This window comes from Bacillus sp. 05T22, assembly GCF_056396765.1.
In genome coordinates, this window is the sequence record NZ_JBFTMC010000119.1 from 1 (window position 1) to 12500 (window position 12500).

Sequence of the window (12500 nt, forward strand, 5' to 3'; positions counted from 1 at the left end):
CTAAAAAAGTCGTGAACATCCCCCACCCATTATCAGCAACACTTTTACCAAAGTTAAGTGCTCGTGACATCCCTTTCATGTTCAAGTCTTCAATTGCTACAACATCAAAGTTATCGACTAATTCTTTTGACTTATGATGAAGGAAGTTCTTACGTTGGTTTGCTACTTTTTCATGCAACTTAGCTACCCGAATACGTTGCTTATTCCAACGCTCTGAACCTTTTGTGCGTCTTGATAATACTCGTTGGGCCTTTGCTAATCTTTCTAATACTTGACGATAGAAGTGAGGATAATTGGCTTTCTCATTCTCACTACTAACATATAATTCAGACATAGCAAAGTCTAATCCAACAACAGTTTCCACTTCTTTTTGCACGATTTCTTTTTCATACTCAGTCAAGATAGACACATAGTATTTCCCAGTCGGTGTCATGGAAATCGTACATGACTTAATCACATGGTCTTGGGGTATTTCTCTATGTTGTTTGATCTTTACAAGCTTCAATTTCGGTAATTTAATATGACCATTCAGCAACATAATATTTCCGTTGACCATATTCATTGTATAAGATTTTCTATCCTTTTTGCTTTTGAACGTCGGGAAGTCATTTTGACCACTAAAGAAATTTTTATACGCAGTTTGCAAGTTTAATTGAGCATTCGCTAATGCTAATGAATCCACTTCTTTTAACCATTCAAACTCTGTCTTGTACTTTGCAGGAGTAGGAAATTCTTGTTTCTTTAGTTCTTCCTTATTCCCTCTGTGTTTCTCATACACTTCTTTTCGTTCAGCCAACATCTTATTGTATACAAATCGCACACACCCAAAAGTTTTACGTATAAGATGGGCTTGTTGTTCTTTTGGATACAAACGAAATTTGTACACTTTATTATGTATTGTCATATCATTTCACCTCACTTTTCACCTTGACTTTCGATATACTTTTTTACTATTTCTATTGGTGAACCACCAGTAGTGAGTAAGCAAAAACTTTTTGACCAAAACATCTCTTTCCAAAGTTTCTTTTTCACTTGTGGAAAGTCTCTCTTGATGAGTCGGGAACTGGCACTTTTATACGCATTGATGAACTTTGTTATTTCTGTATTCGGATGTGCTTTGAATAAAATATGAACATGGTCATTGTCATGATTCCACTCAACTAAAGTTATGTTATAGCTTTCTGAAATCCTTATAAACATATCTTTTGCATAGTCAGACATATCATCATCAAATACATTTCTTCTGTATTTCACAACTAATATAAGATGATAATAAAGCGAGAATACTGAATGATTATTACTATCTAAATTCATTGATATACCAACCTTTATACTTTATAAGACTGATTATATCAAAGCTAAAATAAAAATAATAGCAAGTACTTTTTGGCTAACGTCAAACCGAAATTCATCTCCCACCTACCGTTGGGCTATCGCCCTGCACACGCTTGAGGAAGGAGAATTCTTTCGGATAAAGCGTTAAACTTACTAGTAAAGTTGCGAATAAAAAACGTATTGCTCATTAGATTGAGAATACGCTTTTATTCACTAATATAGGCCTAGTTTCCAGAAAGAGTTAGCTGCCACGAAACACCAAACTTATCTTTTAACCAACCGAACTTCTTACTGAATGGATAAGCTGCTAGTGGCATTAAAACTTCCCCTTCTTCTGCTAGCTTATGAAAAACTTCATCAATTTCCGCTTCTGTATCGCAATTTACATATAGCGACATTGAAGGAGTAAATGTAAAGTCATGCTTCACATTACTATCAATACACATAAACTGTTGGCCATTTAATGTGAATGTTGCATGCATGACAGTTCCTTCTTTGCCTGGTCCATTTGCATCATAACGAGAAATAGCTATAATTTCCGATTGATCAAATAAGGAGGTATATAAAGTCATCGCTTCCTCAGCATTACCATCAAACATTAAGAAAGTAGTGATTTTTTGTTTTGAATTATCCAATTAGAAACATCTCCTTTATATAGATACACATGAATTTGTTGGCTTCCCACAAACAAGAACATAAGTTCTTATGATTTTATTTTCCTCAAAAGAGATTGAATTGTCAACCTATAATAAGTTCTAAGTTTTGAAAGAAGAACAAATTGAAATATAATACAACTTATCACAACAAGGGTTTTTAAGCCTACAATACTATATAGCATTCCGCCCAAAACAGGAGCTGCTACATTTGACAATGCTTGAACACCATTCACAATACCATTTGCTTGCTCCAGTTTCTTTTCCGTAATTACATTATCCTGCCACTTTAAAGCACAAAGATAAAAAAGTCGTTTTCCTTCTAGAAAGGAAAACGACTTTTCATTCTTAACACATACTCAGCATTAACGCCCTCGTCTTTGCTGTCCTTGCTTTGTACTGCTTTTCTTTTTACTTGGTTTATGAAATGATTGCTGCTTGCCATTTTGGGATCCTTCGCGATTATCTCTTTGACGATATTGACCTGTTTTCTTTGGTTTCTTTGCGTGCTCTTTTTTCTTTTGTTCATCTTTTTCAGTTGCTTGATGTGCAGGTAGTTCCAACTCTTGTCTCTGCAATGTTGCACCAATACCTTTTTCAATCTCTTTTAAATACATTTCATCTTTTGGAGCAACAAATGTAATCGCAAGGCCTGATCCACCAGCGCGTCCAGTTCGGCCAATTCGGTGAATGTAACTTTCTACATCTTCTGGAATGTCATAGTTAAATACATGCGTTACACCTTCTACATCCAATCCACGAGCTGCCACATCTGTCGCAATTAAATATTGAATTTTCGCATCACGGAAACTCTTCATTACTCGTTCACGTTTCCCTTGCGATAAATCACCATGAAGTTCATCACAATTATAGCCATACCCTTTTAAATCATCATATAACTTACTGGCTCTCCGCTTTGTACGACAAAAAATAACTGCTAAAAACGGCTGATCACGGTCCATCACATGACGCAACGCATCTTGCTTTGCACGGTCTGTCGTTTCAATCACACGTTGCTTAATATTATTCACCGTTACTTCCGCACTTTGAATTTGAATCATCTCAGGTTCTTTCATGTAACGCTTCGCAAGTTTTTTAATATCTTTTGGCATTGTCGCTGAAAATAACATCGTCTGTTTACTCTCAGGTGTTTCTTCTAAAATGTCTTCTATATCATATAAAAAGCCGAAATGAAGCATTTGATCTGCTTCATCTAATACAAGCATAGAAACATTGGATAATACAATCGTTTCGCGGCGTAAATGGTCTAATAAACGTCCTGGTGTTGCCACAACAATGTGCGTATTTCCTTTTAACTTTCTCATTTGCTGCGCAACATCTTGACCACCATATATCGCAAGAACATTGATATTTTCTTGATGAACAAGCATTTTTTCAATTTCAGTTGTAATTTGTAGTGCTAATTCTCTAGTTGGTGCAACAATTAAAGCTTGTACATCACTTGAAGTAGGATCAACTTTTTCTAAAATTGGTAAGACAAATGCAAGTGTCTTACCTGTACCAGTTTTGGCTTGCCCAATTATATCTTTTCCAGCCATAACAACTGGAATTGCTTGCTCTTGAATTGGCGTCGCTTCAGCAATCCCGTTCTCACGTAATGTATGATTAAATGTTTCACTAATTCCTAACTCTAAAAAGTTTTTCAAACAGATCACTTCTTTTCCTTATTTTTCACATTAAGCTCTCATTGTACCATTTGTTACGCTAAATATAAAAAATAAGATAATTCTTATCTCCTTTTTTCATACTCACTATGAATGATTGGGATTAGTTCTTTCTGTTTCTCTTTTGATTTTGTTAGCAATTTCATATTTGAAGGTGACAAAATCAGCCTCTTGATTTTCCGATTATTCCAAATGAGCCATGTATACCTTGTATCTTCATGTACATCTCAGAACCATTCTTGTTCACTTAGCTGCGCAATATGATATTTTAATTTCGCGTCAGTCCTCGGATAGAACAGAATAATATCGGCTATTACATCAAACAAAAGCCATATGTTTTCTCCCCCCCAATATTCTTGTTGTTCATACTCATATGAGTATGAACAACAAGAAAGAAATGATAAAAAGGGTTATTTTGTCGATTGTTTGTCTATCCTTTTAAAAAATCTATATTTTCAAGCGCATTTACATAATGTTAAATATACTTTTACAAAATTAATGAAAAAACGAAATAAGGAGTGATTATATGGAGAAACAGAAACTATGGAAAAAATTAAATGAAGGTGCAACAAAATTAGGAAAATCCGGTGTGTATGAGAGCATTATTTTATATTACACTTTAAAAAAGAACGGACTGCCTACTAAAGCCAAGATAATTATATTAGCTGCGCTTTCCTATTATGTATGGTCAATCGATTTCATCCCAGATTTAGCAGCTATTATTGGAATCGGCCTGTTAGATGATGCTATCGCAATTGCTTGGGCACATAGATATATCATGGTACATACAAATGCAGAAATTCGAGAAAAAGGAAAAGTAAAGATGGAATCCTTATTTGGAGCGACACATGCATAATGCATCAAACAAGAAAGACGGTCTTCATAACCGTCTTTTCTGAACTATACATGTACTTGTTCTATCTGCATTTGTAAGCAATCCAACATTTTTTTCATTTCACGTTCTTTATAATGATTTAAGCAAGCCATTTGAATCCAGTTATTTTGTTGTAAATAGGTTGATTCATAATGGGTAATAAACCCTTGCAATGCTAATGAATCTCCTACTTTCTTAGAAGAAAGTTTTTTATCTAATACAATTGTAAGAATGATAAATGAAGCATGCTCTTTTGGAGATACGAGTTGTAATCCCATATCGGTAACAGCTTCTTCCATAAAAGCATATGTTTGATATATCTTCTTATACTCATCTTCATCTTCAAATTTCTTTAGCGCTTCTTGTAATGCATATATTAAATTCCAAGATTGTGAATACGATACACTTCCATTCTCCTCATACATTCCTATGTCCATGTAGGTAGGTAATGTTTCGTTTGCAGTCACAATATGATTGTAAAATACAAAAGAAAGTCCAGTGTATGCCCCAATCGCTTTTCCACTAACCCCGCTGGCAAAATATATATCTTCTAGAGATAATGGTATTGCTCCAATAGAACTAATACAATCTACACATAATTTAACATCGTACCTTTTGCTTATTCTAATTAACTCGTCTAAATTATTTAGCATACCCGTAGATGTTTCATGATGAACAAACCATAGCCATTCCTATTTTTGATTTTTCACTAATTCCTCTATTTCATTGTATAAAAATGGTCTTCCTGTTTCTCTTTCATATGTATCAAACGATAAGTTTGCTCGAATCGCCTGCTTGACTAAACGATTTCCAAACTCAYCATTTGTTAGAACTAATCCACATCCCTTTAATAACTTTAGCTGTAAAGCGATTGAATCATTTGCTAATGTACCCATCCCAAGCATAATTTGCACTTGCTTAGCTTTTGTCATTTGCAATAGTCGTTTTTTCACGTTCTCCATTGCAGTTTTAAATTGATTGGAACGATGTGAAATTGGATTAGAAGCAAATGCTTGCTGGACGTTTTCCCCAATCTCAACAGGGCCTGGTAAAAATGTGTATTCTTTTGTTATCACATTTATAATACTAGATTGTTCAAACATTTTTGGAGTAATATACATTGGCTGGAATGCTGATTGCTTTGTCCCAACTAATGTATAAAAAGGGCGAAAACCTATTTGTTCATAAAGTGCTAACTCACGCGTTGTTGCTGAAATGAGCGCTAAATCATACCCATTTAGAAGTAAATAGCGATGCAAAAGTCGAATCAATCCGAGTAAAGCTCTTCCGTTTCGATATTCTCTCTCCACAGCTAATAAACGAATTTCATATACACGATCACCACATTTTGGTAACCACTCATCTAAATGAGGTATTTTTTTATCTAAAGAGAATGGCCGCTTTCTTCGCACCGCAACCATTCCTACTAATTTTTGACCATCTAAACATATTAAATACGTATTTTCTTCATGAAACGAATCTATACGTTTGCGCTCTTCTGTTTGTTCATGTTGCGGAATCTCCTCTACGAATGTTTTATAGTTTAGTTTATGAATACTTTCAAATTCCCAAGTTTGATCAGCAATTTTATACATTAACCCCATGTTTTAATCCCCTTTATTTTCTATGTGCATACAAAATCAATATAACCATGCAAACACTTAATACAATCGCTCCCATAGAATAAGAGTATGCAATCATACAAAGTGGTAAGCAAGCGATTGTAATTAAACCAGCCTTTGTGAAACTCTTAAAAATGGAATAACACAAAATAAATACAATCACCAGAGTAAGTGCTATCAAATAATTGAACACAACCATTCCGCCAATAAATGTCGAAATTCCCTTTCCACCTTTATATTTAAAGAAAATTGGATATATATGCCCTACCACAATTGCTAGTAACGAGAGTAATAGAAGTATAGAATCCCCAAATAAGATTCTTGCTATATAAACAATAATTGCCCCTTTTAGCGCATCTCCCAAAAATGTTGCAATAAAATATCCTTTCCCATATAAACGCCCCATATTCCGTGCACCAGGATTCCCACTACCAACCTCTCGAATATCCATCCCGTATTTCCATTTTATAATCATATATGCTGTTAATATGTTCCCAACCATATAAGCACCTATTACATACAAAAATTGGCTGATATGAATCATATAATCATTCACTTTCTATTTACTATTTTCAATACACTCTTCAAGCATAAGTGGCATAGAAGTAAGCCATACAATAAAATATGAAACTTGCTACCGTTGTAATTCCTATCAATTCCCATGCAATAACACGTACGGATTTAATATATTGTAAAATATATCCTATTGACCAGACTATAAACAAACTTACAAGTATTATAACTTGCGGCTTATGCACCGGAACCTTATCGATTCCTATAATGGCTATACTATTCATACATACGATAAGCAAGAAGATCGGAAATGAAATTCTAAATAAAAAAATCCATATCTTAATCCCAAAATCCATATAACACCTCCTTTTTTTGTAAATAATACCAAATATTCATTTTTAAAACGAGACTGCTATATTGAAAACTGTATTTAAAATAAAGTAGGGTTTTTTGTAGTTAAAAAACAAGTTCCTTTGCTGATGAAATTTCACTTTGAACAAAATTTATTTTATTCATATACTTTTCGCAACATCTATCCCATCTAAAGATGTACCAGACATTAAGCCAACAATATACATAGTATCACCTCTACATTTCTTTAAAAGACAATCATATACGTAAGCAACGTACACCCAACTAGAAAAGATACAAATCTAACAATTAGTTGTACTTTTGATGAATACGTACCATCTATAAAAGATACAACAATTGTCAGCATCATACTTGCCGAAATACTCGTCACAATCCATATACTATGCATTTGTGATATATCTAACATTCTTAAAAGAGGCGCAAACAGAAGGTTTGAACAAACCACTACAAATAGAAGTATAAACACACCTTTATAACTGAATTTTATCCGCATTTCATTTCACCCTCTTCTATTGATAAAATGAATTATTAAACCATCAACACGTAAAAAATTTTTTATAAAGTGAAACTTTAATCAGTTGGCGGTCTTACTACCTATTAAGGCGGGATAAAGAAATCTCATCCCTTCTTTTCCAAAAATAAAACGCTATAATTATATAAACGATAGCTACCCCTATACCAAATTCCGTTGTAAATAATTTCGTATATTGTTTGTTACTCGTTCAAGGATCAAATAAAAGTTGAAGAAAGCAGTTATGTGCCGCATGAATCATAACGCCAGTCCATAAACTTCCTGATTTCATCCTTAACCAGGTTGTAATCAAACATACGGAAAATATACTTACTGTAAAAAAGAAAGGATAGGAATATCGAAACGCCACTATTATAATCACTAAAAAACAGTAGCGGATAATGATATAACCCTCAAACAACCCCAATCATGAAAGAAGTGATAGACTAGTTGCCTATCACTCAAATCCATATCTGTATGATTTCTTCGTATTTCTCATTCTTACGCATTCACAGAATCTTGCTCGCCATCACCGCTCTTTTCAACCTCAATCATATTTTTATCGTACATTTTAAAGAATGGTAGATAAATAAGGAATGAGATTGCTATATTAATGAAGACTAATACAACAGCTCTCCAGTCCCCACCCGTAGCTAAATACGCACCAATTGGGGCTGGCAATGTCCACGGCGGCATAATATAAGTCGCAGTCACAAGTCCCATTGCAGTTGCAGTATAAGCAATGGTTGCAGTCACTAGCGGTGTAATGATAAAAGGAATAATTAAGATCGGATTTAATACAATCGGAAGTCCAAATATAACTGGCTCGTTAATATTAAAAATACCAGGTACAATACACGTTCTTGAAAGCGCTTTAGAATATTTCGATCTACCGAAGACGATCATAGCTAATACGAGCCCTAGTGTAGCTCCGGAACCGCCAATCCATATAAACCATTGGTATAATGGTTCTGGTGCAATAAATGGTATACTGTTCGCTCCATCTGCAACTGCAGCAGAGTTTTTACCAAGATAAACCTCCCATAAAGGACGGGCAACTGTACCAACAACGGAAACACCGTGAATTCCAAAAGACCAAAAAAATGTAATTAGAAATACTGGTAAAATAACTCCAAAATAACTATCACCAGCTTTTACTAATGGTGCAGCTAGCTTATCAACTAAATGATGTAAATCAATGCTAAAAACAACAGTAATAATACTCATAATAATAATAACGAAAGCAGCAGGTATAAGTGCTTCAAAAGAACGAGATACAGACGGTGGTACTTGCTCTGGCATCTTAATCATTACATTTTTCGTCTTACAGAATCTCAAAATCTCAACCGATAAAATAGAAACAATCATTGTAACAAATAACCCATGTCCCCCAAGGTTTGTCATTGGGAGCATAAATCCTTTCTTATCAATTAATTCAGGGGTCAATGTAAGGAGCAAGGAACAAACTGCAAGCTGCGCTCCTGATAAGGCATCTAATTTGTAACTTTTCGCCAAATTATATCCAATACCAAAGGCGATATAGAGCGACATAATAAACATCGTTAACCGATACGGTATTAAAATACTCGTTTGATGCTTAGCCGCCCATAGTGAAATAAAACTATCCTTTGGAAGAGGTGGAAATGCTACTATTAGAAAGAAACTTCCTACAATAATAAACGGTAACGCTGAAATAACACCATCACGAATTGCTTGTAAATGTCTTTGCTCAGAAAGCCTTGCCATCGGACTAGATAAGTTATTCTCAAGAAATGAGATAAACTTATTCATACTACTCTCCCTCCTAATGAATGAGTTCTTGCACTACTTTTAATAACGTCGGACCACCAAGTGGTGTATAAGCCTGCGGCGGAATCACACCACAAGGAACAGACTGCTCATCTGCTATTTTTTTCACTGCATCAAATCTATGCCTTATTTGCGGAGCAACCATTACTACGTCCCAACCATTTTTCACCTCTTCTTCCACTTCACTTGTTCCAATTGCGTGTACATCCATACTAATTCCTTTTTTCTCCGCTTCTTTTTTTAAAGCGTTTACAACAATTGAACTGGACATTCCTCCAGAACATACAAATAGAACCTTCATTTCATAATCCTCCTATATGCTTTAAGTAATTTTCATCCTTTTCCAAGGACTGTCAAACCATCAATGAAAGGAAGCTTCACGTTATTAAAAATCATATGAGGTATGTAGACAAATTAGTTCTGACGAAATGAAATTTCAGTAAAAATATTTTTTATTTTAAATAAAAGTTTCAGCTCTCTATTTTCTCAATTGTGAATCTTACATTCACATGATATAGTAGTCTCAATAATAGAATATGTAAGGAGGCGTACGATGATTTTTAGAAAATTATTGATGAGTTGTTGTAGCGTCATCTTGATTATTCTCTTCCTGTTCATAAGCTCTAAGTCCACACAAGCTGAAGTACCTACTACGTATCAAAAACATGAATTACGTGCCGCATGGATTGCATCTGTACTCAACATTGATTGGCCCTCTAAGCCAGAATTACCTATCGAAAAGCAGAAACAAGAATTTATCAAACTACTAGATGATATAAAAAATCTAGGCATGAACGCAGTTGTTGTTCAAATTAAACCAACCGCAGACGCTTTTTACCCTTCCCGATACGGTCCTTGGTCCGAATATCTTACAGGCGTACAAGGTAAAGACCCTGGCTATGATCCGCTTGCATTTATGGTTGAAGAAGCCCATAAAAAAAACCTTGAATTTCACGCATGGTTTAATCCTTATCGAATAACCATGAACCACACAAATTTAAATCAATTAATAGAAAATCACCCCGCTAAGCAACATCCCGATTGGGTTGTATCTTATGGAGGAAAACTATACTATAATCCCGGTATTCCAGAAGTGAAAAACTTTATAATCGAAGGAATATTAGAAGTCGTACAAAATTACGACATTGATGCCGTTCATATGGATGATTATTTTTATCCCTATAAGGTAGCTGGGGAGGAATTCCCAGACCAGGATACCTATGAAGTTTACAATAATGGAAAATTCACTAACATTGGAGACTGGCGTCGCGATAATGTCAACCAACTTGTAAGTGGTTTAAATACCGCTATTAAACAAGAAAAATCTTATGTCAAATTTGGAATTAGTCCATTTGGTGTATGGCGGAATATAGCTGACGATCCAACCGGTTCTAATACAACTGCTGGACAAAGAAATTATGATGACCTATATGCTGACACACGAGAATGGATCCAAAAAGGGTATATTGACTATATTACACCGCAAATCTATTGGAATATCGGTTTTGCACCTGCAGCATATGACGTTTTACTAGATTGGTGGGTAAAAGAAACAGAAAACAAACCAATTCACTTATACATTGGACAAGCTGCATACAAAATTAATAATAACTCAGTCCCCGCTTGGTCAAACCCTGAAGAATATCCAAGACAAATTGCATTAAATCATCAATTTTCACAAATAAAAGGTAGCATGCATTTCAGCTTAAAAGATATTAATAGTAATCCATTAGGAATAAAAAATCGACTACAAAAAGACATTTATAAACACCCTGCATTAATCCCGCCAATGCCTTGGCTAGATCATGATCCACCTAAACACCCCACTTTAAAAGGTGCTATTGTAAGAGATGAAGGTATCGTTTTAGGCATTATTGATGATAGAAACAACGACTCTGCCTATTACGCCATCTACCGAGTAAACGGAAAGAATGAAGTCGATATTCAAAATCCTGAGAATTTACTTACTACTGTACGAAAAACAAAACCTGGAGAAATTTATGTAGATAAGACGGCAGTGTCTGGTAAGACGTATACGTATGTGGTGACTGCTTTGGATCGGTTGCATAACGAGAGTATCCCTTCTAGCAAAACTACTATACAAGCGAAGTAATCATAAAATCCCTCACTCTATATATGAGGGATTTTACCTTACGCATATTCAAAAAACAAACTCCCCAGGCTTAGGAAGGGTATGCATTAACTATATTTGATCTGTTCATCCATTTTTTCATGTTATATGGTTCTAATAGGGTTAAAGGTAGTATCCGGCGATATTGCTATCATGTACCTTTAAACGTTTTTTCATTAACATATGAATCTTTCAGCCTGCGGATTCCACTCTCTTGCGCAAAAAAACATATGTACTAGTTCCCTTCAACGATTTTAATTTTAATTTTTTATATTATGCAATACAGTAGATTTTTATGTCAAGAGATGTTTTGAAAAACAAAGAAGACTGCATATTTAATTTTTATTGATAAATGGAAATTATCGGGGTTTATTAAAATACAACACCATTCTTGGAAAATTGCACGCTAAGGACTAGAAAACGTTGATATAGTTTTCTGAACAAATATCTCTTAACGTACAACAAAAGATGTATTTTGTGTTAAAACGTATAATTTTCTCGAAAGAATATAGTACTTCATAAGTACTCTGTATATCAAACTGCTTTTTTCAAATATTTTAAGTAGCAATCCTTTCAATTTCCCCTTATCATTATGCTACTGATAATGATATGTTATATTCTCCAAAAGTATTTAAGATGTTATAGAGTGAAATATAATAAAAATTTTAAACTATAGAAAATGTGCTTGTTTAGTACACAATAAAAGTGATTTCTATGCATATTTGGTACTGCAAAATTTAATAATCTATCAGATTTGCATGATTTTTTTATATCTATATGCTGCAATTCCAACTAAGGGTAGAATGAATATATGTTAAAACAACAAAAACCTCTTGAGTACATGACTTGAAGTGAACCCCGAAAACGGGACACATATCAAAACACCTAAACCATCTGTTCCCTATATTCTTTAGGGGATAGGTGGTTTAATTTTTCTTGAATTCGCACACAATTGTAGTAATGAATGTATTCTAGCACAATCTTTCGCACAGTTG

The 12500-nt window shown here is 34.4% G+C and carries 12 protein-coding genes and 3 pseudogenes; 2 read left to right on the plus strand and 13 right to left on the minus strand.

Translation table 11 applies throughout. The features are described 5' to 3' along the window. From AC1DIT_RS23785 to AC1DIT_RS23810, 6 genes and pseudogenes are all read right to left on the minus strand, one after another. The coding region (locus AC1DIT_RS23785; RefSeq protein ID WP_476998454.1) for an RNA-guided endonuclease TnpB family protein at positions 1 to 904 on the minus strand (904 nt) is incomplete at its 3' end. Positions 905 to 915: 11 nt separating this feature from the next. Next, on the minus strand, positions 916 to 1314 hold the full coding sequence (tnpA, locus tag AC1DIT_RS23790) for an IS200/IS605 family transposase (protein ID WP_016114876.1): 399 nt from the start codon (positions 1312 to 1314) through the stop codon (positions 916 to 918). Positions 1315 to 1559: 245 nt separating this feature from the next. Next, the gene (locus AC1DIT_RS23795) at positions 1560 to 1970 is read right to left on the minus strand and encodes a VOC family protein (protein WP_016114875.1); all 411 of its coding nucleotides are present in this window, start codon (positions 1968 to 1970) and stop codon (positions 1560 to 1562) included. Between the two features lie 146 nt (positions 1971 to 2116). Then, a pseudogene (locus AC1DIT_RS23800) lies at positions 2117 to 2263 on the minus strand (MFS transporter); the annotation flags it as partial. Positions 2264 to 2353: 90 nt separating this feature from the next. After that, positions 2354 to 3664 (minus strand): DEAD/DEAH box helicase, encoded by a 1311-nt coding sequence (locus tag AC1DIT_RS23805; protein ID WP_016114874.1) that lies wholly within the window; start codon positions 3662 to 3664, stop codon positions 2354 to 2356. A 74-nt stretch (positions 3665 to 3738) separates the two neighbouring features. Beyond that, a pseudogene (locus AC1DIT_RS23810) lies at positions 3739 to 4008 on the minus strand (hypothetical protein). Between the two features lie 191 nt (positions 4009 to 4199). On the opposite strand from AC1DIT_RS23810, the gene AC1DIT_RS23815 reads away from it, so the two are divergent. Then, positions 4200 to 4529 (plus strand): YkvA family protein, encoded by a 330-nt coding sequence (locus AC1DIT_RS23815; RefSeq protein WP_016114873.1) that lies wholly within the window; start codon positions 4200 to 4202, stop codon positions 4527 to 4529. 44 nt (positions 4530 to 4573) lie between these two features. Here AC1DIT_RS23815 and AC1DIT_RS23820 read toward each other — a convergent pair. The 6 genes and pseudogenes from AC1DIT_RS23820 to AC1DIT_RS23845 all read right to left on the minus strand — a co-directional run bounded on the left by AC1DIT_RS23820 (position 4574) and on the right by AC1DIT_RS23845 (position 9675). Continuing rightward, positions 4574 to 6151 (minus strand): annotated as a pseudogene (locus AC1DIT_RS23820) (aminotransferase class V-fold PLP-dependent enzyme). A 13-nt stretch (positions 6152 to 6164) separates the two neighbouring features. Continuing rightward, complete coding sequence (gene plsY / locus AC1DIT_RS23825; protein ID WP_033671174.1) at positions 6165 to 6713, minus strand: glycerol-3-phosphate 1-O-acyltransferase PlsY; 549 nt, start codon at positions 6711 to 6713, stop codon at positions 6165 to 6167. A 567-nt stretch (positions 6714 to 7280) separates the two neighbouring features. After that, positions 7281 to 7547 carry a hypothetical protein gene (locus AC1DIT_RS23830; protein WP_016114868.1) on the minus strand — a complete coding sequence of 89 codons (267 nt, stop codon included), beginning with the start codon at positions 7545 to 7547 and terminating at the stop codon, positions 7281 to 7283. Between the two features lie 229 nt (positions 7548 to 7776). Further along, positions 7777 to 7947: a CPBP family glutamic-type intramembrane protease gene (locus AC1DIT_RS23835; RefSeq protein ID WP_353778769.1), complete on the minus strand. Its 171-nt coding sequence runs from the start codon at positions 7945 to 7947 to the stop codon at positions 7777 to 7779. Between the two features lie 119 nt (positions 7948 to 8066). Then, the gene (locus tag AC1DIT_RS23840) at positions 8067 to 9356 is read right to left on the minus strand and encodes a PTS sugar transporter subunit IIC (RefSeq protein WP_016114867.1); all 1290 of its coding nucleotides are present in this window, start codon (positions 9354 to 9356) and stop codon (positions 8067 to 8069) included. A 13-nt stretch (positions 9357 to 9369) separates the two neighbouring features. Further along, a complete protein-coding gene (locus AC1DIT_RS23845) occupies positions 9370 to 9675 on the minus strand; it encodes a PTS sugar transporter subunit IIB (protein WP_016114866.1) in 306 nt (101 codons plus the stop codon). Positions 9676 to 9927: 252 nt separating this feature from the next. On the opposite strand from AC1DIT_RS23845, the gene AC1DIT_RS23850 reads away from it, so the two are divergent. Continuing rightward, entirely contained in the window at positions 9928 to 11487 is a 1560-nt protein-coding gene (locus AC1DIT_RS23850; protein ID WP_016114865.1) for a glycoside hydrolase family 10-like protein, read from the plus strand. A 903-nt stretch (positions 11488 to 12390) separates the two neighbouring features. Here AC1DIT_RS23850 and AC1DIT_RS23855 read toward each other — a convergent pair. Beyond that, positions 12391 to 12500 (minus strand): IS3 family transposase (locus AC1DIT_RS23855; protein WP_476998389.1); only part of this gene is annotated, 110 nt, incomplete at its 5' end.

What these genes read in the sequence shown, in the direction of transcription:
- tnpA (WP_016114876.1), bottom strand. Translation starts at nt 1,314, where the DNA reads ATGAATTTAGATAGTAATAATCATTCAGTATTCTCGCTTTATTATCAT.
- AC1DIT_RS23815 (WP_016114873.1), top strand. Translation starts at nt 4,200, where the DNA reads ATGGAGAAACAGAAACTATGGAAAAAATTAAATGAAGGTGCAACAAAA.
- plsY (WP_033671174.1), bottom strand. Translation starts at nt 6,713, where the DNA reads ATGATTCATATCAGCCAATTTTTGTATGTAATAGGTGCTTATATGGTT.
- AC1DIT_RS23830 (WP_016114868.1), bottom strand. Translation starts at nt 7,547, where the DNA reads ATGCGGATAAAATTCAGTTATAAAGGTGTGTTTATACTTCTATTTGTA.
- AC1DIT_RS23840 (WP_016114867.1), bottom strand. Translation starts at nt 9,356, where the DNA reads ATGAATAAGTTTATCTCATTTCTTGAGAATAACTTATCTAGTCCGATG.
- AC1DIT_RS23845 (WP_016114866.1), bottom strand. Translation starts at nt 9,675, where the DNA reads ATGAAGGTTCTATTTGTATGTTCTGGAGGAATGTCCAGTTCAATTGTT.
- AC1DIT_RS23850 (WP_016114865.1), top strand. Translation starts at nt 9,928, where the DNA reads ATGATTTTTAGAAAATTATTGATGAGTTGTTGTAGCGTCATCTTGATT.